We start from the raw sequence: 23,867 nt of genomic DNA, 5'->3' as shown, positions 1-23,867 counted from the left end.
CTGCGTGACCCGGAAAAGAAAACGGCGCCCCAATTGGACGCCGTCAAAGCTAATCGCAGATCTGCGTGTTTACAGGCCGTAGATGCCTTTGAACTTTTCTTCCAGATAGTCCAGCAGCGGCTCTGCCGAGGGCTCCAAACCGCTGGCGCGGCGCACCACATCACGCGGCGCATAAAGGCCGCCGTGACGCTGCAGGTTCTCTTTCAGCCACCCAGTTGCAGCTGAGGTATCGCCCCCTGCCAACTGCGCATCCAGATCCGGCACCGCCTGACGCAGCGCCTTGTTCAGGCAGCCCGCATAGACATTGCCCAGCGAATAGGTCGGGAAGTAGCCAAACAGGCCCACCGACCAATGCACATCCTGCAGACAGCCGTTTGATGGTTTGTCGACCGCATAGCCAAAATCTGCATGGAAACGGTCGTTCCAGGCCGCCTCCAGATCCTTCACCGCCAGATCGCCTTGCATCAGGGCGCGCTCCAGGTCGAACCGCAGCATGACATGCAGGTTATACTGCACCTCATCCGCCTCAGTCCGGATATAGCCGTCATTGACGCGGTTCACGGTGCGATAGAACTCTTCGGCGCTGTCGATGCCGAAATCGCCAAAGGCCTCTCGCATCTGGCCATAAACCCAGCCCGAGAACGGCGCCGACCGGCCCAGCTGGTTTTCGTAAATCCGGCTCTGGCTTTCATGCACACCCATCGACACGCCACTGCCAATTGGCGTCAGCAGATAGGCGTCATCGACGTTCTGCTCATAACAGGCATGGCCGACCTCATGGATGGTCGAATAGAAGCAGTTGAACGGATCCAGCTCACTGGTGCGGGTGGTGATGCGCACATCATGGCCAGAGCCCGAGGAGAACGGGTGCACCGCCTTGTCGATCCGGCCATGGTGCAGATCATAACCAAAGGCCAGCGCCAGTTTCTCGGTCAGTTGCATCTGTTTGGCCGGGTCAAAATGACCTTTCAGACGCTGTGGCGCCTCTGCCGCCAGCACCGCCTCCCGCAGGGCAACCAGACGTGGCCGCATGGCGCCAAACATCGCCGCCAGCTCGGCAGCGGTCATGTTGGGCTCATAATCATCGATCATGGCGTCATAGACATCGCCACCATCGGCCAGCGCCTGACCTTCCTGACGTTTCAGCGCCACCACCTGTTCCAGCACCGGCAGGAAGGCGGGCACATCTTCATCCGCGCGCGCCTGCGCCCACTGACCTTGGGCTTTGCTGGTGACCTTGGCAATCTCCACCGCCAGGTCGGCCGGCACCTTGCTGGCGCGGTCAAACGAGCGGCGGATTTCACGCAGCTGGGCCTGGCCCACCTCATCAAGCGTGCCTGGCTCAATGGCCGCCAGCCATTCACCTACCTTGGGATCGGTGCGACGGGCGTGCAGCATTTTTTCCATTGCCGCCATTTCGTCTGAGCGCTGATCGGCCGCCCCACGGGGCATCATGGTTTCCTGATCCCAGCCCAAGCGGCCAGCGACCTGCCCCAATGCAGCCGTATCGCGGGCAAAGCCCATCAGATCCTCAAAAGCACTCATTTAGAAACTCCACGAATAGAGGTGACACGCGGATGCGCCGCCAGGAAACGGGCCCGCAAAATCAGGGTAAAGACAAGGATCGCCAGCAGTTGATGCACAATGGCGACGTTCCAGGGCGCGGCGGTCACAACGGTGTAGATGCCCAGAACGACCTGCGCGATCAGCGCGATAAAACCCGCAAGGAAGGCCGCACGTGTCGCCCCATGCGCCGAGCCCCGACCGCGCAGAACCGCCATGATGCTGTAGCCCAGCAGCAGATAGCCAACGATACGGTGAATGAACTGCACAAGCCCCGGGTTTTCAAAGAAGTTTTTCCAAAGGGGCGTGATCGAAAACGCCTCGGGCGGGAAGAACTGGCCCATCATCAGCGGCCAATCGGTGAAACTGCGGCCTGCGTCAATCCCGGCGACCAAAGCGCCCAGAAGGATCTGCAGGAAGGTCAGGTGCAGCCAGCCGGTGGCGATGCCGAACAGGCGCGCCTCTTTCTGACGGCGGGCCTGCATCAACTCGCGCTCCTCACGACCCAAGAGCATGATGTACCAGGCGATAAATCCAAGGATCACAAAGGCCAGCCCCAGATGGGTTGCCAGCCGGTAAGAGGCCACGGTGGTCACCCCCTCGCCCGAGGTCACGCCCGAGGCAACCATCCACCAGCCCACGGCGCCCTGCAGCCCGCCAAGGCCACCGATAAACAGCAAACGTCCGGTCCAGCCGACGGGGATCTTGCGCGCGGCCAGAAAGCCAAAGAAGCCAATCGCCCAGACCAGGCCAATCACCCGGCCGATCTGACGGTGGCCCCATTCCCACCAGTAGATGAATTTGAAATCTTCCAGCGTCATCCACTGGTTATCGATCGCCCATTGGTCGATCTGTTTGTATTTGTCGAACTCGGCCTGCCAGTCTGCCTCAGACAGCGGCGGGATGGCACCGGTCACAGGACGCCATTCGGTGATCGACAATCCGCTGTCGGTCAGACGGGTCAGCCCGCCCACAACCACCATCACAACAACCATGGCAAACAGCACCATCAGCCAGGCCCGAATGCCACGCCGCGCGCCGCCCCGCCCCTGATCGATCATGCCGCCCTGAGGCGTCGGGTTGCTGGCCTTCTGCTCGCCAACCTCTTCAAAAATATTACGCTTCTGGCTCATTCTGCCCTCCGATTCCGGCGCAGGATATGGTGTGGTCTTGGGCCGCGGCAATCCCCCGCGACCAGATGTCTTAGTCTATGGCGGCGGGCTGCTCAGTCCTGACCGCCACGCTCCTTCCAGCGCACCATCTGGCGCATCACCCCATGTAGCATCTGCGTGTCCGACCGGGTCAACCGCATGCGGGACCAGAGGTTACGCAGATTCACTTTCATCCCTTCGGCCTTTTCCGGCGGGAAGAAGAAACCAGCCTGATCCAGCCGCTCCTCATAGTGTTCGGCCAGTTTCTCAACCTCAATGGTGCTGGCCCAGTCAGACCCAGCCATTTCCACCCGCTCGCCTTCGATCTCCACGCTCTGACGGCGGAACTCATAAGCGGTCAGCAGCACACATTGCGCCAGGTTCAGGCTAAAGAACTCAGGGTTCACCGGCACGGTGATGATCGCATTGGCCCGCGCCACATCTTCGTTTTCCAACCCTGACCGTTCTGGGCCAAACATCACCGCCACTTTTTCACCGGCGGCGATCTTCTGCCGCGCCAGCTCCATCGCGGCCTCAGGGCTATAGACCGGTTTCGTCATGCCGCGGCCACGTGCCGTGGTAGCGAACACAAAGGTGCAGTCATCCAGCGCCCCGGCCACGGTGTCATGCACACCGGCCTCATCCAGCAGCCGCCCCGCGCCCGAGGCCAGCGCCACAGCACGTTGGTTCGGCCAGCCGTCGCGCGGATCCACGATCCGCATCCGGTCCAACCCAAAGTTCCACATCGCCCGGGCCGCCGCCCCGATGTTTTCCCCCATCTGCGGGCGGACCAGAACAAAGCTCGGCTGTGGCATTTCGCTGGGCATCTCTGCACTCCAAAAATTGCGATGAGGCCTGATAATCTACCCCCGCGACCTTTCCAACCCCTCGCGCAGGGCTTGGCCTTTCAATGTTCTACAAATACTCAAATTCCCGCCACTGGCCACAAGGCCCGACGACGTTTACGCTCACCCCACCTAACCGGAGGCATCCGAATGGCATATGACGAAGGACTGGCGCATCTGATGCGTGATGACCTACATGAGGAACCGGGCATCACCGAAAAGAAGATGTTCGGCGGGCTGTGCATTCTGCTCAACGGCAATATGGTCTGCGGCGTTCACAAAGACGGCGGCATGTTTCGTGTCGGCAAACCGCGTGAAGCCGAGGCGCTGGCGATTGAGGGCGCGCAGGAGATGGATTTCACCGGTCGCCGCATGGGCGGCTTCATCGATGTGGACAGCGATCTGATGGGGGATGATACACGGCGTGGTCAGATGATGGCGCTGGCCCTTGCCAATGCGCGGGCGCTGCCGCCGAAATAATCAGCGCCTGAGCCCAGCCGCCAATAGCCAAAGCGCAAAATCCGCGCTATAGCGACGCGACGCGCTAAACCCGCGTAAAGACCCGCAATTGAAGGAGCCGCGCAGATGGCAGATGTTGAGCAGCCGCAGATCTATCTGATCACCCCGCCTGAGTTTGAACTGTCGCGGTTTCCTGAACGGCTGGCGGCGGTGCTGGATGCGCATGAGGTTGCCTGTGTCCGCCTGGCCCTTGCCACCCGGGATGAGGATAAGATCAGCCGCGCTGCAGATGCGCTGCGCGAAGTGACCTATGCCCGCGATGTGGCGCTGGTGATCGACAATCACATCCTGCTGGTCGAACGTCTGGGCCTTGATGGTGTGCATCTGACCGATGGCGCCCGTTCCGTACGCAAAACCCGCAAAGCTCTGGGCGCGGATGCCATTGTGGGCGCATTCTGCGGCGCCTCCAGCCATGATGGCATGACCGCGGGCGAAGCCGGCAGTGACTATGTGGCCTTTGGCCCGCTGCGCGACACCGGGTTGGACGACGGCACCGTTGCTGAAAAGGATCTGTTCCAGTGGTGGTCCGAGATGATCGAAGTGCCCGTGGTGGCCGAAGGCGCCCTGACCGCTGAAATCGTCAAAGAGATTTCCCCTTTCACCGATTTCTTCGGTGTGGGTGAGGAGATCTGGAACGAAGACGACGCGGTGAAAGCCCTGGCGGATCTGAAAGCCCAGTTCATTTAAGGCGTTCAGCTAAGGCCTGCGGTTGCTCTGCCGAGCATCTGACCTCAGGTGCCGCATCTCAGGATCGCTATTTCGGGCTCAGACCTCGATCCCCATGCCCCGCAGCACCGCATGGGCGGCACGTTTGCCGGGGGCCTGACCACCACGACCAAGGCGTTGCATGGTCAGCTCCATCGCTTCCTGCTGGCCACGGGCACCTTTCAGCACATCGCTTACCGCTGGCGCGATCAGCTCAGGCAGGCAGCGTTTTCCGATAAATTCGGGCACCGTACGGGTGTCAGACACCAGATTGACCAGCGTTACGGTGTCAACTTTCAGCATTCTTGTGATGATGATCCGGCTCAGCCAATTCATGTCATAGGCGATCACCATCGGGGTGCCGGCCGCGGCAAGTTCCAGCGAAACCGTGCCCGAAGCCGCCAGCGCCGCATCTGCGGCAGCAAATGCCGCTGCTTTTTCCAGTTTGTAGATCGCCGGATCCATGCCACGGGGATCCATCACCAAAGGCTCCACCGGCCAATCCGCCACCTGTTCCTTGACCAGATCGGTGACATTACCGGTGGTCGGGATCACCACATTCAGATCGGGGTGTTCTGCCACAACATCTGCCAGCACCGCGCCAAAGGTTGGCGTCAGGCGGCTGACCTCGCCCCGGCGCGATCCGGGCAGTACAAGTAGAACCTTGCCCTTGCCCCAGCGATGTTTGGCCCGAAACAGCGTGGCCTCGGCTTCGCTGGCCTGTGGCTCGGACACCACGGGATGGCCGACGAAGCTGCATTCCATTCCCGCGGCTTCCATCAGCGGCGGCTCAAATGGCAGCAGCGCCAGCACGTGATCGATGACCTTGGCCATTTTATCGGCCCGGCCTTCCCGCCAGGCCCAGACCGAGGGCGCAACATAATGCACGGTGCGGGTGTCGGAGGCCGCTTTGACCAGCTTGGCCACACGCAGGCAGAAATCCGGGCTGTCGATGGTGATCATCACATCCGGTTTGGTGCTCAGCGCCGCCTCGGCTGTTTCCGCAATGCGGCGTTTCAGCTGGCGGTATTTGGGCAGGACCTCTGCCAGTCCCATGACCGAAAGCTCATCCATCGGAAACAGACTGTCGAGGCCTTCGGCTTGCATCAATGGGCCGCCCACGCCGGAAAATTCGACCTCCCCTTCCAACAGGTCGGTCAAACCCGCCATCAGCGCGGCGCCCAAGCGGTCACCCGAAGCCTCGCCCGCGATGAGGAAGATGCGCATCATGACAGCGCCTCAAACTCTTCGGCGATCAGGAACATCCCGGCCGCAGCCAGTGCCGCAAGGGTCCGCTCACGTTCCAGGATCATCACCCGGCCGGCCTGAATGGCAATGCCTGCAAGCCCCGCCGCCTGTGCCTGGGCAACCGTGTCTGGCCCAATTGCGGGCATATCCACCCGCAAGTCCTGACCGGTTTTGGCAGCCTTGATGAACACGCCCTTCTGGCCGCGGCGCAGATGTGGGTTGGTGCGCGCCACAGCATCCAGCATAAACTCGGTGCCTTGCAGGGTCTCAACCCCCAGCACCAAACCGCCCGCCACAACACAGCCCTGCCCCACATCATGCGGTGACAGCGCGGCTAAGATCGCAGCCCCCCGCGCCATATCCGAGCGGTCTGTTTCAGCCGGCTCCGGTCCTGCCAGCAGCCCCGGCGCAGCCGTCAGATTGGCCAACAACGCATGCGCGCCAAGAACGGCGAAGCCCTGTTCCTCAATGATGGCAATCACCAGCCGCAACAGGGCATCATCGCCCCCCTGCATCGCCGCCATCAGACGCGGTGCAAGGGACACCATCAAAGGATCAAGCGCAGTGGGATCCAGCGGTGGGCGGCTCATTGAGCCCGCCATGACGATGCGGGTTACGCCCTGTTCGCGCAGGGCGGCAAACATCTCTCCCAGGCGTTCGAACCGATGGGTTTGGACCGCGCCCGTCAGCCGGTGGGCAACCCCATCAAACACAACACACAGCGCATGAGGATGCGCCGCCGCCAGTTCCACAGGCAGCGCGCCATTGCCAGCAAGGATCGCCAGACGTTCCGTCATGGTTCACCGCGGGGTCAGGAAGGAGCGATCCGACGCCCCGGTCACGAAATCGACGATCTGACGCACATAGTCGCTGTCCGTCTCCTCGCCGATGGTGCGGACACGTTCCTGGAAGGTGCCGTTTCCGTCTGCCATCTGCTTCAGCGCAGCCCGCAGGGCCGAGATGTCAGCCCGCGGTACACCGCGACGTTTCAACCCCACAAGGTTCAGCCCGTCCAACTCGCCCCGTGCGGCCTGAACCAGACCATGCGGGATCACGTCCGCCGTCACCATCGACAGCGCACCAATGATGGCGCCCTGGCCGATGCGCACCCACTGATGGATGCCGGACAGCCCGCCGATAATGACGTCGTCTTCGATTTGCACGTGGCCCGCGATGGCCACCTGATTAACCACGATCACCCGATCGCCAATGATCGCATCATGCGCCACGTGGCAGCCCGCCATGAACAGGCCATCGTCGCCAACCTTGGTCAGACCGCCGCCACCTTCGGTGCCGGCGTTCATCGTGACATGTTCGCGGATCCGGTTGCGTTTGCCGATCTCCAGCCGGGTGTTTTCCCCCTTGAACTTCAGGTCCTGCGGGATCTCACCAATCACGGAAAAGGGAAAGATTACAGTTTCTTCGCCGACGGTGGTCTGGCCGGTGACCACCACGTGGCTTTTCAACTCCACACGGTCATGCAGCACCACGTCCTTGCCGATGATGCAGAACGGGCCAACCTTGCAGCCATCGCCGATCTGAGCACCGTCTTCAATGATCGCAGAGGGGTGAATGTCAGCAGTCATACCCGCTTACCCTTCGTTTGCGCTGAGATCCATCATCGCGGTAAATTCACATTCGCAGGCCAATTCACCGTCAACGGTGGCCACGCCTGAGAATTTCCAGACCTTGCCGCCCGGTTTGCCGCGCGTGGTGGTCACGTTCAGTTCCAGCACATCGCCCGGCACCACCATGCGGCGGAATTTGGATTTCTCGATGGCCATGAAATAGACCAGCATATTCTTGTCGGCCATATCCAGCGCGGTGCCAACCATGACGGCCGCGGTCTGTGCCATGGCTTCGATAATGGTCACGCCAGGCATGATCGGCTTGCCCGGGAAATGGCCCTGGAAGTGCGGCTCATTCATGGTGACGTTTTTGATGCCTTTGCCAGACTGATAGCCATCAATATCGACAACTTTGTCCACCAGCAGGAAGGGATAGCGATGCGGGATAATCCGTTGGATCAGATCGATATCCGCCGACAGAAGCTGCTCGGTCATAGTGTTTTCCTTTCTGGCAGAAGTCTTCTTGGAGGTGATCCCTAGCAACTCCCCCCGCGCGGGGCAAGCACCCAAGGCAGGCTGCGCCTAGTCAGCCGGGGTCACTGGCGCGGGATCATTTGGTTCTGGGACAACGACAACAGGCTGCTCAGCGCCAGTTGTTTCGCCCGTGGCATCATTATTGGCTTCGGGCTGTACGGCCAGCTGATCGGTTGTGACCGGGCTGCCGTCACCGATCTGCGCATTGATCCGGCCAACGGCCAGCGCGGTGACGTCAATCGCCAGCGCCGACATGAAGATCGTGCGGTTTTCCACGATGACCGAGGCGCCCGCATCACTCATCAACCCCTGCAGCACAGGGCTTGCCGCCTCAAGGAAACGGCGCTGCGCCAGATCACGCTGGGTGGTCAGAACGCGCAGTTTGGCGCTTTGTTCCTGGCGGATCTGCTGCACCTTTGCATCAAAGGCGTCAGCCAGGGTGCGAAATTCATCAGCGCTGAGGCTGCTGCGTTGATCCGTCAGCTGCTGTTCTTCTTCCTGCAGTGCGGTTTCGATTTCGCGGTTTTCCGCTTCCAGCAGACGGCCTGCAGCTTCGAACTCACGCTGGACACGCAACCCAAATGCAGATTGCGTGAACAGTTTTTCACTGTCGATGGTCAGGATCGGCGACAGCGGCGCCTTAAATTCCTGCGCCAAGGCCGGTGTCACCGGGGCTGTCATCAGCCCCAAAGCCACCACGCCCCAGCGCAGGCTATGCGCGACGTGACCGAACATCAGAATTCGGTCGATACCGTCAGGTTGAAGCTCTGATCCTCGTCAAACTCTTCTTTCTGCAGCGTTTTGCTCCAGTTGAAGCGCAGCGGGCCAATCGGTGTGGTCCAAAACAGCGACACACCAATCACCTGACGGGCGGTAAACTCATCGTAGTAGACGGTGCCAGTGGCTGCGGAGGTGTTGCCAACACCCCAGACCGAGCCGATGTCGTAGAACACACCGGCGCTCAGCCCGTATTCTTCGGGCAGACCCAGCGGGAATTCCGCCTCAAAGCGGGCCACTGCAAACTTGTCACCACCCAATGCGTCGTTAGAGGTGATGGCGCCGCCACCGTCGGTGACAATCTCACGCGGACCAATGCCATCAGGCTGGAAACCACGGATCAAGCCGCCACCGATCTGGAAGCGATCCACCGACCGGCTGGATCCGCTGTTAAAGGCCAGAACACCAGCCTCAACAGTGGCGCGCAGGGTGATCTCATCGTTGAACACCTTGGTCTGCGCGGTCGCCGTTGCAGTGGTTTTGATATACTGGTTGTCACTGTTCAGACCGGCAAATTCCTGTTCCATCGACACGCGATAGCCGCGATCGCGCTCCAGCTCATTGATCCGGCTGTCATAAGACAGGGTATAGCCGACGCCAGCGTTCCAATCGTCATCGCGGGCGATTTCATCCGCCACAATGCCGCCAACCGTGCTGCCATCATCGATCATCTTGATCTGTTCCGCCTTGGCAAAGACACCAAAGCGGGTCTTTTCACCAATCGCGAAGGAGAAGCCTGGCTTGAAGCGCAGCGTCTCGGTGTCGAAGTTGGCAAAGTTGCCCTGGCTTTCAGAATAAGCCATGTCGAGCGAGAAGGTCAGATCACGCCCCAGGAAGGAAGGTTCTGCAAACTGCAGGCTGTAAACCTTGGACCCTTCGGTGCCCGAGAGGTTCAGGTTCACGCTTTGGCCGCGACCAAGGAAGTTCCGTTCCCGCAGGCCGATCACCAGACCCAGACCGCTGTTGGTCGAATAGGTACCGCCAAAGCTGAGCGAGCCGGTGGCCTGCTCTTCAACCGACACATCCACGATCACCTGATCCGGGCGGCTGCCTTCGCGCGCACGTACATCCGAGTTCGCAAAGAACCCCAGTGCACGGATCCGCTCCGCGGTTTCGCGAATTTCACGTGGGTTGAACGGGTCCCCTTCCACCACTTTAAACTGGCGACGGATCACCTTGTCCTGGGTGGTGGTGTTGCCTTCGATGTCGATCCGCTCAACAAAGACGCGCGGGCCACGGACGATTTCAAACTCAACATCCAGCGACAGATCGCGGTCGTTGCGGTTGATGCGCGGCTCAACCCGGACGAAATCCAGCCCCTTGCGGTTGGCCAGCCCTTCCAGACGGGAAATCGCGTTTTCAACGTCGGTTGGGGTGTAGACCTGACCGGGCTTCAGCTTCAGCTCAGCCTGAAACTCATCCGCATCCACATCTGGCAGATCAGAGACCGTGGTCACCTGACCCACTTTGAACTGATCACCCTCGTGCAGGTTGAAGGTGATGAAATAGCCGTCACGTTCGCGCGCCAGTTCGGCGTTTACGCCCATGATGCGGAAATCGACGTAGCCGCGCGACATGTAGAAATCGCTGAGCACCTGTTTGTCGAACTCAATGCGATCTTCCACAAAAGTGTCGCGGCGCACGAAACGGCGCAGCAGACCGGCCTGTTTGGTGCCAAGAACCCGGCGCAGGCGGCGATCCGAATAGACTGAGTTGCCAACAAAGCTGATGCGCTCAATCTCAGTCACGTCCCCTTCGAAGATCTCAAACACCACATCAACGCGGTTGTCACTGCGGCGGATGATCTTGGGGGTTACGCGTGACGCCAAACGCCCCTGCTGGCTGTAGGCATCCGCGATCAGTGCGGCGTCGCGTTCAGCGATGGCGGGGTTAAACACCTGACGGGGCTGGCTTTCCAACAGCGCGGTAAGTTCTTCATCTTTCAGGCGGCGGTTGCCTTCGATGCTGACCTGGTTGACGGTCGGGTATTCCTTGACCTCAATCACCAGCGTGCCACCGCGCGGCACGATCTCCACGCTTTCGAACAGGCCACTGGCAATGATGCGCTGATAGGCGTCGTTCAACTGTCCGGCAGAAACAGTTTGGCCACGCCCGATTCCCGCGTAGGTCAGGATCGTTCCGGCCTCAACCCGCTGGTTGCCTTCGATGCGAACCGTGTTGAAGCTGTAACTCTGCGCCGATGCCGCAATAGGCAGCGCGGTCAAAGCCGTTGTAGCAGAAAGGAAAACAGCGACGCCGAAACCGCGAAGCTTTGATTTAGATTCGGCAGGCGAAGCGTGCCGACCCCCCAGAAAGTTGGTCATTCAATTAACCCAGTCAGACATCCCATTGCCATCCTGAGTACCCAGATTGGGGCGCATTGTCAAAACCACAAACGGCACAAGCTAAGCACAGGCAAAGCTTTGCTGTTTTACGACTTCGCTAAGGGGTTAAGGGGTGGTGAATACGATGGTCAGCGCAAGGGTCAGCACGATGGTGCCTACCATCAAAATGCGGTCCCAGTTCAGCTGCAGAAGCAGGCTCAGCCCGTTGTAACCTTGCTGAATGATTTGCACGATAGTCTCCTCTGGTCAGACATCAACCCCGTCTGATCTTAGTAGCCGCCGATTAAGGCAGAAAAGGGGCGGAAACCCGCCCCTTTTCCGGTGATTGCTCCGTGAAACCGCCCTTTAGGGGCAGAACAGATCGTTGGTCAGCGCAAAGACCGTCAACGACAGGATCACGGTCAGGCCGGCTGTCATCAGGAATTTCAGCGCCCGTGGGCTGGGTTTGCGGCGGGTGACCGCCTCATAGGCATAAAACGTCAAATGGCCGCCATCCAGAACCGGGATCGGGAACAGGTTCAGCAGGCCTACCGCGGTCGACAGGATGCCGATGAAATAGACAAAATTCTCAAGCCCCTGCCGCGCCATTGCGCCGCTGACCTGCGCGATGCCCAGCGGGCCTGACATGTTGCACGAGCTGATCGCGCCGGACGCCATGTGATACAGGCCAGAGAACGAGCCTGAGATGATGCTCCAGGTCATGTTCACACCGGCATTCATCGCCTGCCCGAACGAAAGGGCTTCGGTGCCAGGACGGAACAGCATGCCGCCGACGATACCGATGCGCCAGTTGGTTTCAAAACCACCATCCGGCTGCGGTTCATCGACCCGCTTGGCCGAAAGGGTGAAATCCATCACCTCACCGTCGCGCCATACGGTCAGCGGCAGCGGGGCCCCTTCGGCGGCCAAAACAGCCTCCTGCAGTTGCAGGAAGGCCAGGATCGGTTTGCCGTTCACATGGGTGATCACATCACCGGGGCGGAAGCCACTTTCATACGCCGCAGATTGCGGTGCCAGCTGCACAACGACCGCAGGCATCGGGTGGGCCGTGGTCACGATCATCTCTTCACCGTTGCGGCGCAGCAGGTAATCGACGTTTGACTGCACAGGCAATTCCCGCAGCAGCTGATCAAAGGTCAGATCGTCGTCACGGGTCGGCACCTTGATGCCGCCGATTTCCAGCACCTCATCACCGGGCTGCAGATCCACCTCATAGGGAACATTGTTGATCTCGCCCACGGTCAGCGGCTCTTTGGCGGAACCGTTGAACATCGCAATGCCGGCAAAGATCAGGATCGACAGCACGAAGTTGAAGATCGGGCCGGCGGAAACCGTGGCGGAACGCGCCCAGAGCGGTGCCCCCTCCATCGTGTTGCGCGCAGGCTCCACCTCAGCATCAGAGCCAACCGAAGCGGCATTGGCATCGCCCACAAACTTGACGTAGCCGCCAAAGGGCAACGCCGCCAATTGCCAACGGGTGCCGCGTTTATCCACCCAGGAAAACACCACCGGACCAAACCCGAGCGAGAAGACCTCCGCATCGATGCCGGACCAGCGGCCCACGATGTAATGGCCGTATTCATGCACCGAAACGATCACAGACAGCGCAACGACAAACGCCAGAAAGGTTGTCACGGACCCGCCCAGAGCGGAAAACATGGAGAAAATGTCCAAGGGTTTACCTCTTGTTTATACACCTTGCGCCAGCAGCGCATCGGCCTCTTGTCGTGCCAGTTGGTCGATTTCGGCGACATTAGCAAGTGTAACGGCCTGTGCCATATCACATGTCCGTGCCGAAAGCCTGTCCAAAACACCTTCCACGATTCGTGCCATGTCCAGAAAGCCCAATTTACCTGCAATGAAGTGATCCAGTGCCCGCTCTTTGGCCGCGTTGAAGGCCGCCCCAAAGAGGCCGCCCTTTTCCATCACCTCATAAGCCAGGCGCAGCGCCGGGTAGCGTTGCAGATCTGGGTCGCGGAAGGTCAGCTGACCAATCTGCGCCAGATCCAGACGGGCCACCGGCAATTCACGCCGTTCAGGCCAATGCAGCGCGTAGCCGATTGCGTGACGCATATCCGGCGCCCCCACATGGGCCATCAGTGCCCCATCATTGAACCCAACCAGCGCATGCACCATGGATTCGGGGTGTACCAGCACCTCAATCTGATCAGGACGGACGCCAAAGAACTCTTTGACCTCAATCACTTCCAGCGCCTTATTGAACATCGAGGCGCTGTCAATCGTGATCCGCTGCCCCATGTTCCAATTGGGATGCGAAGACGCCTCGGCCAGGGTTGCGGTTGCCAGCTTTTCCATCGGCCAATCACGGAACGCGCCGCCGGATGCGGTGATGATGATGCGTTCCACGGCGTTGATGTCTTCGCCCACCAGGCCTTGGAAAATCGCGGAATGCTCACTGTCGACCGGCAGCACCCGGGCGTTGTGTTTGCGCGCGGTCTCCATCAACAGCGGACCAGCAGCGACAAGGGATTCCTTATTGGCCAGCGCCAGGGTTGCCCCCTGCTCCAACGCGATCAGACCGGGGGCCAGCCCGGCAGCGCCAACAATCGACGACATGACCCAATCGGCAGGCCGCGCAGCGGCTTCCAGCAGCGCGGTCTTGCCCGCCGCGGCTTCAATGCCGGATCCATCCAGCGCCTCACGCAGATCGGGCAGCAGTTCGGGGAAAGCGGTCACAGCCACCTCAGCGCGCAGATCCTGCGCGTCACGGGCCAGCTGCACGATGTTGCGCCCACCGCTGAGCGCAACCACGTCATAATTCGCGGGATCGCGGGCAATCAAATCGATGGTGTTCTGCCCAATCGATCCAGTGGCCCCGAAAATGGAAACCCGTCTCATCTCACCTCCGGCAAGAAACCCAGCACCTGGCCTGCGATCAGCACCAGCAGGAGCGCGCCGAGAAACCCGTCAAACCGGTCAAGGAACCCACCATGGCCGGGGATCAGGTTCGAACTGTCCTTGATGCCATATCTACGTTTGATCGCGCTTTCGGCAATATCGCCCATCTGCGCGGCAAAGGCAGTCAGAACAGACAGGGCAATCAGGCTGGGCCCGGCAGGGCTGTTCAGCATGAACCAAACCCCAACCAATGCGGCACCAATCCAGCCGGCAATGGTGCCTGACCAGGTTTTCTTGGGGCTGACCTTGGGCCAAAACTTGGGACCGCCCAGCGACCGACCGGCAAAATAGCCAGCCACATCGCTCATGATCACCACGGCGGCCAGCCAGGCCAGCCAGAACAGCCCGTGCCCCCCGCGCAGCGACAGCGCGCTGTAGCAGGCCAGGACAATCACCGCCGCATAGGCGCACCAGATCGCGCGGCTGCCTTTCGTCCCGGTTGAGATCGAAGACATCCCTGCCAGAACAGGCGCCAGCAGCACCGGCAAACGCGCAAAGGGCGGCAAGAAGACGGTTGCAAACATCACGACCGCTGCCAGCAGGCCCAGCCACATCGGTGCCCCCTGCTCTTTCGGGCCAAGGATGCGCACCAGTTCCCAGACCATCAGGCCCGTCACAACCGACACCAGCAGGTGAAACGGCAGGCCGCCCAGCCAGATCGCTGTGCCCCCCACCAAAAGCATCACCACCGCCGACATCACGCGCGGCCCCAGATCATTCCAGTTTGATTTCACGCTCATGTTTTCACAGCACCAAAACGCCGTTCCCGGCTGCCGTAGTTGCGCACCAGACCTGCAAAAATCTCATCGGTGAAATCCGGCCAGAGCGTATCGATGAACTCATATTCGGCATAGGCGGACTGCCACAGAAGGAAGTTTGAAATCCGCGCCTCACCGCTGGTGCGGATCACCAGATCGGGATCAGGCAACACACAGGTGTCAAGGTATTTCGGCAGGGTTTCTTCATCCACGCTTTCGGGATCCAGACGGCCCGAGGCGACATCCTGTGCCAGACGTTTGGTGGCGCGCGCCACTTCATCCCGGCCGCCGTAGTTCAGCGCGATGGTCAGATGCACCCGGTCATTGCCGGCGGTGTACTCTTCCAGCTCATCCATCAGGGCCACCAGCTTGCCGTCCAGCCGCAGCCGATCGCCAATGAAACGCACCCGCACACCTTCGTCGTGCAGCGCTTTGGCTTCTTTCTTGATGTAGCGGCGGAACAGGCTCATCAGCCCCGCCACTTCGACCTGTGTGCGTTTCCAGTTTTCGGTAGAAAAAGCAAAGATCGTTACATATTTCACGCCAAGGTCCGGACAGGCCTCAACAATTTCGCGCACGCGGCGGGCACCGGCGTGATGCCCGAACAGCCGCGGCCGTCCCCGTGCCTGCGCCCAGCGTCCGTTGCCATCCATAATGATGGCAACATGACGTGGACCGGTCGGAGTGTCTGGATCCTTTGGCATCCGTACTGGTCCGCTCAGACCTGCATGATTTCGGCTTGCTTGGTCTCAAGCGCCTTATCGACGTTGGCGATAAACTTGTTGGTTAGGTCCTGCACTTCGGTCTCCCAGAGTTTCTGGTCGTCCTCGGACATGCCATCGTTCTTGGCTTTTTTGATCTGGTCCATACCGTCGCGACGCACGTTGCGCACCGAGACACGGGCACTTTCAGCGTATTGCGCGGCCACCCGGCCCAGCTCGCGGCGGCGTTCTTCGTTCAGCTCAGGGATCGGCAGCATGATGATGGTGCCATTCAGCTGGGGGTTGATGCCCAGACCCGAGTTACGGATCGCCTTTTCAACAGCGCCCACCATGGATTTATCCCAGACGTTCACGGTGACCATGCGCGGCTCAGGAACGTTTACGGTGCCCACCTGGTTGATCGGGGTTTTCTGACCGTAAGCTTCGACCATCACCGGCTCCAGCATCGAGGCCGAGGCACGTCCGGTGCGCAGCGAGGCGAATTCGGTCTTGAGGTTGGACATCGCGCCTTCCATGCGGCGCTCAAGATCGTCGGTATCGATCATGAAATCATCGGACATTTCTACGGGTTCCGTCAGTTGTCTGCGTCAGTTCTAAGCTCATAGGCTATTGGTAGGCAGTTGTATAGCACCACGCCATTGGGGTGAAGGGTGAACCTCAGATAGAGGTGTTATCCGGCGCATGCTTGCTGGAATGCCGCAATCGCCGGATCGCAGTAAATCGCTTCGCATTGGTCCGTATGTCGTTTTCCCCTGCACAACGGGTCGCTTATGGGGGTCGCAAGTACCTAAGTATTTTAGTAGGTCTTTGCGCATAAAGACCCGTTTCTGGAGATGCAGCGATGACGGATGTCACCCCAACCGGGCTGGATGCCCACAAACCCGCTGAAATTGCACGACTAATCCGCCAGGCGGGAATCGCCAAAGCCAATATGCCGCTGCTTCAGCTGATCACCCTGTCTATGTTAGGCGGCGCGTTTATTTCATTTGGCGCGCTGTTTTACACCCAGACCACCGCAGGTTTTGGCGAGTTGAACGGCGCGCTGAAACTGATCGGTGGCATATCCTTTTCCCTTGGCCTCATCCTGGTGGTGGTGGGCGGCGCGGAGCTGTTCACCGGCAACACCATGATTGTCATGGCCTATGTGGATCGCAAAATCAGCCGGGCGGCGTTGATCCGCAACTGGATCATCGTGTTCATCGGCAATCTGATCGGCTGCGCCGTGACCTTGGCTTTGGTCTATGGCTCTGGCCTGCTGGAGAGCAGTATGGCCAGCCGCGCTGTCGCCATTGCCGAGGCCAAAAGCACCCTCGGTTTTGCCGAAGCCTTCTGCCGTGGTGTCCTGTGCAACGCGCTGGTCTGTCTTGCGGTATGGCTGGCGGTGTCGGCCCGCACCGCCATTGGGATGATCCTGTCGATCGTCTGGCCGGTTTCGGCCTTTGTTGCCATCGGGTTGGAACATTCCATTGCCAACCTCTACCTGATCCCGGCCGGTATGGCCGCGGGGGCAGATGTCACAACGGGGGCGCTGATCGGCAATCTGGTCCCTGTGGTTTTGGGCAATGTTGTCGGCGGCGCAGGCGGTGTGGCACTGGCCTACCGCATGGCCTACGGTCCCGTTCTGGTGGAATAGACGGCGCGCGCACGTAGCCGAGCTCCCCCAAAAAAAGGGCGGCGCAGGATGTCCCGCGCCGCCCGAAATCCAAAACCGGTCTGCAGCTTTAGCTGTGCACAGTTGTATAGGTGCCTTTGCCGGCCAGAATGCCCTTGAACCCGCCCGGTTCATCCAGCGGGAAGACAATCAGCGGCAGGTTGTTGTCACGCGCCAGCGCAATAGCTGAGGCATCCATGACCTTCAGGTGCTTGGCCAGAACCTCATCATAGGTGATGTCTTCATAACGCACCGCGTCGGCATTGGTGGCCGGGTCTTTGTCATAGATCCCATCGACACCGTTTTTGCCCATGAAGATCGCCTCACAGGCCATTTCATTGGCCCGCAGCGTCGCGGCGGTGTCAGTGGTGAAATAGGGGTTGCCGGTGCCGGCCGCAAAAATGCAGACCCGCTTTTTCTCCAGGTGGCGCACGGCGCGACGGCGAATATAAGGCTCACACACCTCATCCATCCGGATGGCCGAGATTACACGGGTGAAGACCCCGATGCTTTCCAGCGCGCTTTGCATCGCCAGTGCGTTCATCACGGTGGCCAGCATGCCCATGTAATCCGCGGTGGTTCGCTCCATCCCCTGCGCAGCGCCGGACAGGCCGCGGAAGATGTTGCCGCCGCCGATGACCATACAGATCTCAACACCCAGATCATGCACGGTCTTCACTTCCCGCGCGATCCGCTCAACGGTCGGCGGATGCAGCCCCATCCCTTGATCACCCATCAAGGCCTCACCGCTGATTTTCAGCATGACGCGATTGAACTTGGTGTCTTTTTCGATGGTGACGGGAGAGGAGGTGTCGGCGGCCATGAAGGGCTCCATCTGGCTAGGACTCAAAATTTCGCGCAAAATGTCGGAAAACCGGGCCGGGTTCAATGCAATATCAGGCCGCTTTGGCATTTGCGTGATATGCGGCCAGAATTGCAGGGTTTTATCCATCTGCCTAGCCTTCCTTCCGGGTCACTTAGCGGTTAAGGGCTAATTTATGGACCTGATTTCACAAATATCGCCTGAGCAACCTGTTTTGATCGCAGGCCCCACCGCATCGGGCAAATCCGCACTGGCGCTGGAGATTGCAACGCGTCAGGGCGGCGTGATCCTCAATGCTGATGCAATTCAGGTCTTTGCCAACTGGCGGGTCCTGACCGCGCGCCCCTCCCCTGAGGATGAAGCGCAGGCGCAGCATCTGCTTTACGGCCATATTGCGGGTGACGCTGAATACTCCGTCGGCCATTGGCTGCGTGAGGTTGCGCCGCTGCTGGCGGGCCAACGCCCGATCATTGTCGGCGGCACCGGCCTTTATTTCACCGCCCTCACGCAAGGCCTCGCCAATATCCCCGCCACCCCACCCGAGGTCCGCGCGCTGGCCGATCAGCGCCTGCTGGAGGAAGGGCGCGAAGCACTGCTGGCTGAGCTGGACGCGGAAACCCGCGCCGCCATCGACACGCTGAACCCGATGCGGGTGCAACGCGCCTGGGAGGTTCTGCACAGCACCGGCAAAGGCATCAGGGCCTGGCAGGCCGAAACGCCGCCGCCGCTGCTGCCGCTGGCCGAAGCCTTCCCGGTGCTGTTTGATGTGGACAAAGACTGGCTCAACACCCGGATCGCACAGCGGTTTGATCTAATGCTGGACCAGGGCGCGCTGGACGAAGCCGAGGCCAACCTGCCAGATTGGGACCCCAGCCATCTCTCAGCCAAAGCCATCGGCGCGCCCGAGCTGATCGCCCATCTGCAAGGCCAGATGTCACTGGATCAGGCGCGCGAGGCCGCAACCATCGCCACCCGGCAATTTGCCAAACGGCAGCGCACCTGGTTCAGATCCAAGATGAAAGACTGGCACGCCTATCGCCCTTAGCCCATGCGTGGTGGCACCGCGGGACAACCAAACCAACCCCATTCAACGTTCCCCAAATACTCAAATTCCCTCACACTAAGCCCTGCCGCGCGGTTCCGGGAGGACAAAACCCTTTACTTATCGCCCTGCCCTGCCAAGGTGGCGATGAGGAGAGGGCCTGTGCAAACAGAGGTGGTGAACGCGGATCAGTCAGACGCGGGCGGCTTAGTGCTGCGCCCGCTGGCCCAGTTTGAACGCGGCGATCCCTGGCGCCTGACCACCCTGCATGATCGCCCCGATTACCTGCTGATCTGGATCACCAAGGGCCAAGGGCTTGCCCATGTCTCGGGCCTGCGCCGTGGCATCGGCGCCCACACTGCCCTGTTAATCCCACCTCAGACGTTGTTTTCCCTCGATCTTCTGCGCGGCGCCGGGGCGCTTGTGCTGACCTTACCGGCCGATCTGGCTGAGGCCCTGTCGATGCCGCATCGGCCACAGGTGCTGCGGCTGCGGGATGTGCAGGCGCAGACCGAATTGACCCACCGATTGGAGGCGATCCAGCGCGAAGCCGCCTCCCCCGCGCCCCACACGGGTGACGCTTTACGGGCGCATGGGGCCTTGCTGTCAGTCTCCTTGCGGCGTTTTCTGGCCGCGCAGGATCAACCGCCACGCCCCTCAGGGGCGCTGCGCCTGGCCGAGGCCTATGCTTCGCTTGTGACCTGTCACTATGCCAGCGCGATGGGGGTGGCGGATTACGCCCAGATGCTGGGGGTGACCACACCGCATCTCAGCCGCAGTTGCAAAGAGGCCTCGGGCCTGACCGCGGCGGACATCCTGACAGCGCGGGAACTCTATGCGGCGCGGGACCTGATTGAGCGATCCGATATGTCGCTGAAACAAATCGCCGAGACGCTGAATTTCGGCAGCGCGGCCTATTTTTCGCGGTTCATCGTGAAACACACCGGCAAATCGCCCTCAAGCCTGCGCAAATCGGTGCGTAAAGCCAAACGCCCGCAACCTGCGTGAACCGCGCGCGTGTGACGCCATCAGCGCAGCTGCAAGGACGCCACCTGTGTGACCGGCAGGGCCTGCTGCGCATCGCGCAACACTTCGCCGGCCACCAAACCTGCCATGCCCACCAAACCCGCGCTGACCACAAACGCCTGCGCCGGTCCGGCAAAACCGCGCCTTTGTGGCAGGGCGGGCTGCGCCTCAGGCAGGTCGGATCCCGCGCGCGCCAGCGCGGTCAGATGCTCCGCCGCCCAAGCATAGGCCGCGTGCTGCCCCGCCGGCCAGTCGCGCTGTTTCGGCCAGACATGCAGCGCTTCGCCAGCAGCGATCGGGCATAACATGCGCCCGGTCAGCGGCATCAGACAGGCCTCAGGAATGTCAAACCCCGCATCACGCAGCTGGTCCCAGCCGCGAAACCGCGCCTCTTGCGTCTGTTGCACAAGTTGGATTTTCAGCAGTTTTGACTGCCGCGGACTGATCCCCAGCGGACCACGGGGATAGGCCCCTGCGGCGATTTTTTCGCTCAACGTTTTCAGCAGATGCAGCCGGTCCGGCCCCGCCGCAGCGCGATCATTGATCGCTGCCGCCAGCCCAACGTAATGACCCGGCCGGTAAAGTGCCCAGAACAGTCGGATCGCGGTGGCCAGTTCCATCGGTTGCGCCACCAGCCAATGGCTGAGGTCCAGATGCGGCCCATCCAGTCGCCCGGCCAGACCGGCAATCACCTGAGAGATCACCGTTTCACTTTGCCCCCGCATCATATCAACCAGCGCCCGCGCCTCGGCCGGGGCCTGTGGCAAGTGCTGACGAATATCGGAAATCTCAGGGGGAAGAGGCTGAAAACACAGCATAAACGCTCCGGGAACTGGTAACACACCCGGCTTGGTTAATCGCCAATTAAGGCGGAATTAGGGAGGTCAGGCAGATTTATCACCCCACCCCCAAGGCGGCGGCGCCTACTCCAACAAATGCTCGTAGCGTTGATCGGTCAGGGTCTTCATGAAGGCCACCAATGCATCGATACGTTCGTTTTCCAGCGCGGGACCGTCGGTCAGGATATCCATCGACAGGGTCTCTGCCACCTCAGGCGCGGCCCAGGTCTGGCCGGTTTCCGGGTTGATCTGCCGCTTTGCGGATTTTGAGTTATACTTGTTGTAAAACAGCACAACGGTACGCAGATCTGCAAAAACGCCGTTATGCATATAGGGCCCCGTCACAGCCACATTGCGCAGGGTCGGCACTTTGAATTTACCGGCCTGGGCCGCATCGGTGACAGCTGGATTGGCCAGAAGCCCCGGATCCACGTGAGCCGCGCCAACCCCGTTCAACCCGCGCACGGCAACATTCACTGGGGTGCCGATATTGTGGTATTCGTAATTGCTGAAGGTTTCGCCCGGATCGATGGCGCTGGTTTTCAGCTGATGGCACTGGTTGCAGTTGGTGAACTGCTGCGAGAAGAACAGCAGCCGCCCCAGCTCCTCATCCCGGGTCAGCTCGACCTCACCGCGCAGGAAACGGTCATATTTGCTGTCAAACGGGGCAAAAACATCGGTGCTTTCAAAGGCTGCAATACTGTCAGCCAGCGCCGCATAGGCGCGATCGGCGTCCTCCAGCACATCGTCACCGTAAAGCGCCGGGAAGGCCGCAACATAGGTGGGGTCCTGCAGCAAACGCTCCAGCACGGCGGCCGTGTCAGGCATCGCCATTTCGCCGGGGTTCAGCGGCGGGCCACCCGCCTGCCCCGCCAAATCATCGGCGCGCCCGTCCCAGAACTGGCCACCGACATAAGCGCCATCTTCGCGTTGATGGAACCGGGGTGAAAACCGGGCATAGCTGGCCGTGGGGGCGTTGCGATCGCCAAGACTTTCACCGTCATCCCCCAGTGAGACAGCACGCCCCGCATCGGTTTCGCGGGGATCCACAAAGCCATAGTCCGGATCATGGCAGCTGGCGCAGGATTGGGTGCCGTTGAGCGACAGGTTGGTGTCAAAATAAAGCGCTTCGCCAAGCGCCGCTTTGCTGGTGATCTCAGCCGCGGCGCCACCGGTTGCCAGAACAACCGCTGCAATTGCGCCGCCGATCCTCGTGCTGCCTAAACCCATTGTCATTCCTTCCCGCCAGTCGCCCCCAGTCTAAGACTGCACCCTAAGACTGCACGGCGACTTTGACTGTGACGTAGATCAACCCTTGGGGCATTTCCATTGGAAAATTGCCGCAGCACCGCAGCCCCTATCCGGGATCAGCTGCCCAGAATGACCTTCACGTAGTTCTGGGTTTCCTTATAGGGCGGGATCCCGCCGTATTTTTTCACCGCTTCGGGGCCTGCGTTATAGGCTGCCAGGGCCAACCGCCACGAACCAAAAGCGCGGTATTGCTCAGCCAAATAGCGCGCGCCACCGTCCAGATTTTCGTAAGGATCATGCGGATCCACGCCCAAAACTGCCGCGGTTCCCGGCATCAGCTGGGCCAGTCCCAGCGCACCTTTGGGGGAAACGGCTTTGGCATTAAAGGCGCTTTCCTGCTGCACCAGCTTCAGGAACATGTTTTCCGGAATGCCGTGGCGTTTGGCCGCCGAGCGCGCCATGTCCAGATAGGGGCCTTTGTATTTCGATTTGAACCCTTCACCGTCCCATTTGGTCGGCGTGTGGAAGCTGGGCGCGGCGATGGAAACCCGGTTGGCGCTTTCGCTTTTGTGACGGCTGTCCAGCAGGTTGGTCTGCGATTTAAACAGTTTGACCCGGCTTTTGGATCCCACCATATCCGCGGCCAGGCTTGGCCCTGCGGCACCGGCCAGCAGCATCGCGCCCGCCAATCCGGCGCGCATCAGGGCTCCGCCCCGGCCACGCCGATTGTGCGCCTGTTTCAATGGTGTTTTTGTCATCTTTGCCCGCTGCATGTCCCGTCCCGTTCCACGCCCGTTGCTTTGGTCATCAAGGCCAACCCGCCAAGGGCTGCCCCGTCAAATATCGCAGCGATCATACGGCAGGCTGTGGATAAATCCAGCCGAAGCACGCCATATCGGCAATCTCTTGCACTGTGCGGGTGCTCACCCCTTGTTTTTAAGGGAAAACCCCGACAGTCTGCTGGGCGGAAAATTGCGTTTTAAGAAATCTTTACCTTTCTTTCAGGGCATGGTGTAACCATGAGCCAAATTCGAGTCAGAGGGAGACAATCATGGCCGGATCAGTGAACAAAGTTATTCTGGTGGGCAATCTGGGCCGTGACCCCGAAGTGCGCAATTTTCAGAATGGCGGCAAAGTGTGCAACCTGCGCATCGCCACCTCGGAAAACTGGAAAGACCGCAACACCGGCGAACGCCGTGAGCGCACCGAATGGCATTCGGTAGCCATCTTCCAGGAAGGTCTGGTGCGGGTGGCGGAGCAGTATCTGCGCAAAGGCTCCAAAGTTTATATCGAAGGCCAGCTGCAGACCCGCAAGTGGCAGGACCAGAACGGTCAGGACCGCTACTCGACCGAGGTTGTGCTGCAGGGCTTTGGCGGCACCTTGGTGATGCTGGACGGCCGTGATGGCGGTGGTCAAGGTGGCGGCCAGGGCGGCGGTTACGGCGGTGATCAGGGCGGCTACGGTGGTGGCTACGACCAGGGTGGCGGCGGCTACGGCGGCGGCAACCAAGGCGGTGGTCAAAGCACCCCCTCGCGCGATCTGGACGATGAAATCCCGTTCTGATCCGCAGCGATCCTATC

Annotated in this window: 25 protein-coding genes; 6 read left to right on the top strand and 19 right to left on the bottom strand. The window is 60.4% G+C overall.

The features are described 5' to 3' along the window. Positions 1-69 precede the first annotated feature (69 nt). The 3 genes from ACORLH_RS08560 to ACORLH_RS08550 all read right to left on the bottom strand — a co-directional run bounded on the left by ACORLH_RS08560 (position 70) and on the right by ACORLH_RS08550 (position 3,541). Positions 70-1,545: a carboxypeptidase M32 gene (locus ACORLH_RS08560; RefSeq protein WP_321832266.1), complete on the bottom strand. Its 1,476-nt coding sequence runs from the start codon at positions 1,543-1,545 to the stop codon at positions 70-72. Beyond that, positions 1,542-2,696 carry a heme A synthase gene (gene ctaA, locus ACORLH_RS08555; RefSeq protein ID WP_321832265.1) on the bottom strand — a complete coding sequence of 385 codons (1,155 nt, stop codon included), beginning with the start codon at positions 2,694-2,696 and terminating at the stop codon, positions 1,542-1,544. The genes ACORLH_RS08560 and ctaA overlap by 4 nt, the downstream gene beginning before the upstream one ends. 92 nt (positions 2,697-2,788) lie before the next feature. Then, positions 2,789-3,541, bottom strand: coding sequence for an RNA methyltransferase (locus ACORLH_RS08550; RefSeq protein ID WP_321832264.1), 753 nt, complete (start codon positions 3,539-3,541; stop codon positions 2,789-2,791). Between the two features lie 168 nt (positions 3,542-3,709). Between ACORLH_RS08550 and ACORLH_RS08545 the strand changes: the two genes are divergently transcribed. Together ACORLH_RS08545 and ACORLH_RS08540 are read left to right on the top strand one after the other, a co-directional pair. Further along, positions 3,710-4,039: a TfoX/Sxy family protein gene (locus ACORLH_RS08545; protein WP_321832262.1), complete on the top strand. Its 330-nt coding sequence runs from the start codon at positions 3,710-3,712 to the stop codon at positions 4,037-4,039. 105 nt (positions 4,040-4,144) lie between these two features. Further along, the gene (locus ACORLH_RS08540; RefSeq protein ID WP_321832260.1) at positions 4,145-4,765 is read left to right on the top strand and encodes a thiamine phosphate synthase; all 621 of its coding nucleotides are present in this window, start codon (positions 4,145-4,147) and stop codon (positions 4,763-4,765) included. A gap of 78 nt (positions 4,766-4,843) precedes the next feature. On the opposite strand, the gene lpxB is transcribed toward ACORLH_RS08540, so the two are convergent. From lpxB to frr, 12 genes are all read right to left on the bottom strand, one after another. Further along, entirely contained in the window at positions 4,844-6,010 is a 1,167-nt protein-coding gene (lpxB, locus tag ACORLH_RS08535; protein WP_321832797.1) for a lipid-A-disaccharide synthase, read from the bottom strand. Then, a complete protein-coding gene (locus ACORLH_RS08530) occupies positions 6,010-6,828 on the bottom strand; it encodes an LpxI family protein (protein WP_321832259.1) in 819 nt (272 codons plus the stop codon). Before ACORLH_RS08530 ends, lpxB begins: the two co-directional genes overlap by 1 nt. A gap of 3 nt (positions 6,829-6,831) precedes the next feature. Continuing rightward, positions 6,832-7,617 (bottom strand): acyl-ACP--UDP-N-acetylglucosamine O-acyltransferase, encoded by a 786-nt coding sequence (gene lpxA, locus ACORLH_RS08525; protein ID WP_058244062.1) that lies wholly within the window; start codon positions 7,615-7,617, stop codon positions 6,832-6,834. Positions 7,618-7,623: 6 nt separating this feature from the next. Further along, positions 7,624-8,094, bottom strand: coding sequence for a 3-hydroxyacyl-ACP dehydratase FabZ (gene fabZ / locus ACORLH_RS08520; protein ID WP_058244063.1), 471 nt, complete (start codon positions 8,092-8,094; stop codon positions 7,624-7,626). Positions 8,095-8,181: 87 nt separating this feature from the next. Beyond that, a complete protein-coding gene (locus tag ACORLH_RS08515) occupies positions 8,182-8,868 on the bottom strand; it encodes an OmpH family outer membrane protein (RefSeq protein WP_321832258.1) in 687 nt (228 codons plus the stop codon). Next, a complete protein-coding gene (bamA, locus tag ACORLH_RS08510; protein WP_321832257.1) occupies positions 8,868-11,135 on the bottom strand; it encodes an outer membrane protein assembly factor BamA in 2,268 nt (755 codons plus the stop codon). The genes ACORLH_RS08515 and bamA overlap by 1 nt, the downstream gene beginning before the upstream one ends. A 225-nt stretch (positions 11,136-11,360) precedes the next feature. Next, positions 11,361-11,486 carry a hypothetical protein gene (locus ACORLH_RS08505; protein ID WP_278044384.1) on the bottom strand — a complete coding sequence of 42 codons (126 nt, stop codon included), beginning with the start codon at positions 11,484-11,486 and terminating at the stop codon, positions 11,361-11,363. Between the two features lie 114 nt (positions 11,487-11,600). After that, on the bottom strand, positions 11,601-12,929 hold the full coding sequence (rseP, locus tag ACORLH_RS08500) for an RIP metalloprotease RseP (RefSeq protein ID WP_321832256.1): 1,329 nt from the start codon (positions 12,927-12,929) through the stop codon (positions 11,601-11,603). Between the two features lie 15 nt (positions 12,930-12,944). Further along, on the bottom strand, positions 12,945-14,114 hold the full coding sequence (gene dxr, locus ACORLH_RS08495) for a 1-deoxy-D-xylulose-5-phosphate reductoisomerase (protein WP_321832255.1): 1,170 nt from the start codon (positions 14,112-14,114) through the stop codon (positions 12,945-12,947). After that, positions 14,111-14,914 (bottom strand): phosphatidate cytidylyltransferase, encoded by an 804-nt coding sequence (locus tag ACORLH_RS08490; RefSeq protein ID WP_321832254.1) that lies wholly within the window; start codon positions 14,912-14,914, stop codon positions 14,111-14,113. Before ACORLH_RS08490 ends, dxr begins: the two co-directional genes overlap by 4 nt. Continuing rightward, a complete protein-coding gene (gene uppS / locus ACORLH_RS08485) occupies positions 14,911-15,636 on the bottom strand; it encodes a polyprenyl diphosphate synthase (RefSeq protein ID WP_321832252.1) in 726 nt (241 codons plus the stop codon). The genes ACORLH_RS08490 and uppS overlap by 4 nt, the downstream gene beginning before the upstream one ends. Before the next feature lie 14 nt (positions 15,637-15,650). Further along, entirely contained in the window at positions 15,651-16,214 is a 564-nt protein-coding gene (frr, locus tag ACORLH_RS08480) for a ribosome recycling factor (protein ID WP_321832250.1), read from the bottom strand. Positions 16,215-16,495: 281 nt separating this feature from the next. Here frr and ACORLH_RS08475 point away from each other — a divergent pair, with 281 nt between their 5' ends. Beyond that, a complete protein-coding gene (locus tag ACORLH_RS08475; RefSeq protein WP_321832249.1) occupies positions 16,496-17,287 on the top strand; it encodes a formate/nitrite transporter family protein in 792 nt (263 codons plus the stop codon). 88 nt (positions 17,288-17,375) lie between these two features. On the opposite strand, the gene pyrH is transcribed toward ACORLH_RS08475, so the two are convergent. Then, entirely contained in the window at positions 17,376-18,128 is a 753-nt protein-coding gene (gene pyrH / locus ACORLH_RS08470) for a UMP kinase (RefSeq protein ID WP_058244331.1), read from the bottom strand. A 175-nt stretch (positions 18,129-18,303) separates the two neighbouring features. Between pyrH and miaA the strand changes: the two genes are divergently transcribed. Further along, the gene (miaA, locus tag ACORLH_RS08465; RefSeq protein ID WP_321832248.1) at positions 18,304-19,173 is read left to right on the top strand and encodes a tRNA (adenosine(37)-N6)-dimethylallyltransferase MiaA; all 870 of its coding nucleotides are present in this window, start codon (positions 18,304-18,306) and stop codon (positions 19,171-19,173) included. A gap of 159 nt (positions 19,174-19,332) precedes the next feature. Beyond that, entirely contained in the window at positions 19,333-20,178 is an 846-nt protein-coding gene (locus ACORLH_RS08460) for a helix-turn-helix transcriptional regulator (protein ID WP_321832247.1), read from the top strand. Positions 20,179-20,198: 20 nt separating this feature from the next. On the opposite strand, the gene ACORLH_RS08455 is transcribed toward ACORLH_RS08460, so the two are convergent. The 3 genes from ACORLH_RS08455 to ACORLH_RS08445 form a co-directional block, all read right to left on the bottom strand. After that, entirely contained in the window at positions 20,199-21,014 is an 816-nt protein-coding gene (locus ACORLH_RS08455) for a hypothetical protein (RefSeq protein WP_321832246.1), read from the bottom strand. A gap of 105 nt (positions 21,015-21,119) precedes the next feature. After that, positions 21,120-22,271: a cytochrome-c peroxidase gene (locus ACORLH_RS08450; protein ID WP_321832245.1), complete on the bottom strand. Its 1,152-nt coding sequence runs from the start codon at positions 22,269-22,271 to the stop codon at positions 21,120-21,122. A 131-nt stretch (positions 22,272-22,402) separates the two neighbouring features. Continuing rightward, a complete protein-coding gene (locus ACORLH_RS08445; RefSeq protein WP_420719812.1) occupies positions 22,403-23,044 on the bottom strand; it encodes a lytic transglycosylase domain-containing protein in 642 nt (213 codons plus the stop codon). Positions 23,045-23,337: 293 nt separating this feature from the next. On the opposite strand from ACORLH_RS08445, the gene ssb reads away from it, so the two are divergent. Further along, entirely contained in the window at positions 23,338-23,850 is a 513-nt protein-coding gene (gene ssb, locus ACORLH_RS08440; protein WP_321832244.1) for a single-stranded DNA-binding protein, read from the top strand. Positions 23,851-23,867: the final 17 nt, after the last annotated feature.

This window comes from Thalassovita sp. (genome assembly GCF_963691685.1).
Lineage (GTDB): Bacteria > Pseudomonadota > Alphaproteobacteria > Rhodobacterales > Rhodobacteraceae > Thalassobius.
Note: the sequence above shows the minus strand (reverse complement) of the source record. Positions and strands in the feature narration are given on the sequence as shown.

Bases quoted from the DNA above. Each gene is read 5' to 3' on its own strand.
- ACORLH_RS08490 (WP_321832254.1), bottom strand. From the start codon at position 14,914: ATGAGCGTGAAATCAAACTGGAATGATCTGGGGCCGCGCGTGATGTCG.
- pyrH (WP_058244331.1), bottom strand. From the start codon at position 18,128: ATGGCCGCCGACACCTCCTCTCCCGTCACCATCGAAAAAGACACCAAG.
- ACORLH_RS08545 (WP_321832262.1), top strand. From the start codon at position 3,710: ATGGCATATGACGAAGGACTGGCGCATCTGATGCGTGATGACCTACAT.
- miaA (WP_321832248.1), top strand. From the start codon at position 18,304: ATGGACCTGATTTCACAAATATCGCCTGAGCAACCTGTTTTGATCGCA.
- ACORLH_RS08450 (WP_321832245.1), bottom strand. From the start codon at position 22,271: ATGACAATGGGTTTAGGCAGCACGAGGATCGGCGGCGCAATTGCAGCG.
- ACORLH_RS08550 (WP_321832264.1), bottom strand. From the start codon at position 3,541: ATGCCCAGCGAAATGCCACAGCCGAGCTTTGTTCTGGTCCGCCCGCAG.
- ssb (WP_321832244.1), top strand. From the start codon at position 23,338: ATGGCCGGATCAGTGAACAAAGTTATTCTGGTGGGCAATCTGGGCCGT.
- frr (WP_321832250.1), bottom strand. From the start codon at position 16,214: ATGTCCGATGATTTCATGATCGATACCGACGATCTTGAGCGCCGCATG.
- ACORLH_RS08515 (WP_321832258.1), bottom strand. From the start codon at position 8,868: ATGTTCGGTCACGTCGCGCATAGCCTGCGCTGGGGCGTGGTGGCTTTG.
- dxr (WP_321832255.1), bottom strand. From the start codon at position 14,114: ATGAGACGGGTTTCCATTTTCGGGGCCACTGGATCGATTGGGCAGAAC.
- ctaA (WP_321832265.1), bottom strand. From the start codon at position 2,696: ATGAGCCAGAAGCGTAATATTTTTGAAGAGGTTGGCGAGCAGAAGGCC.
- lpxB (WP_321832797.1), bottom strand. From the start codon at position 6,010: ATGCGCATCTTCCTCATCGCGGGCGAGGCTTCGGGTGACCGCTTGGGC.
- lpxA (WP_058244062.1), bottom strand. From the start codon at position 7,617: ATGACTGCTGACATTCACCCCTCTGCGATCATTGAAGACGGTGCTCAG.
- ACORLH_RS08530 (WP_321832259.1), bottom strand. From the start codon at position 6,828: ATGACGGAACGTCTGGCGATCCTTGCTGGCAATGGCGCGCTGCCTGTG.
- ACORLH_RS08540 (WP_321832260.1), top strand. From the start codon at position 4,145: ATGGCAGATGTTGAGCAGCCGCAGATCTATCTGATCACCCCGCCTGAG.
- fabZ (WP_058244063.1), bottom strand. From the start codon at position 8,094: ATGACCGAGCAGCTTCTGTCGGCGGATATCGATCTGATCCAACGGATT.
- ACORLH_RS08445 (WP_420719812.1), bottom strand. From the start codon at position 23,044: ATGACAAAAACACCATTGAAACAGGCGCACAATCGGCGTGGCCGGGGC.
- ACORLH_RS08455 (WP_321832246.1), bottom strand. From the start codon at position 21,014: ATGCTGTGTTTTCAGCCTCTTCCCCCTGAGATTTCCGATATTCGTCAG.
- ACORLH_RS08475 (WP_321832249.1), top strand. From the start codon at position 16,496: ATGACGGATGTCACCCCAACCGGGCTGGATGCCCACAAACCCGCTGAA.
- ACORLH_RS08560 (WP_321832266.1), bottom strand. From the start codon at position 1,545: ATGAGTGCTTTTGAGGATCTGATGGGCTTTGCCCGCGATACGGCTGCA.
- uppS (WP_321832252.1), bottom strand. From the start codon at position 15,636: ATGCCAAAGGATCCAGACACTCCGACCGGTCCACGTCATGTTGCCATC.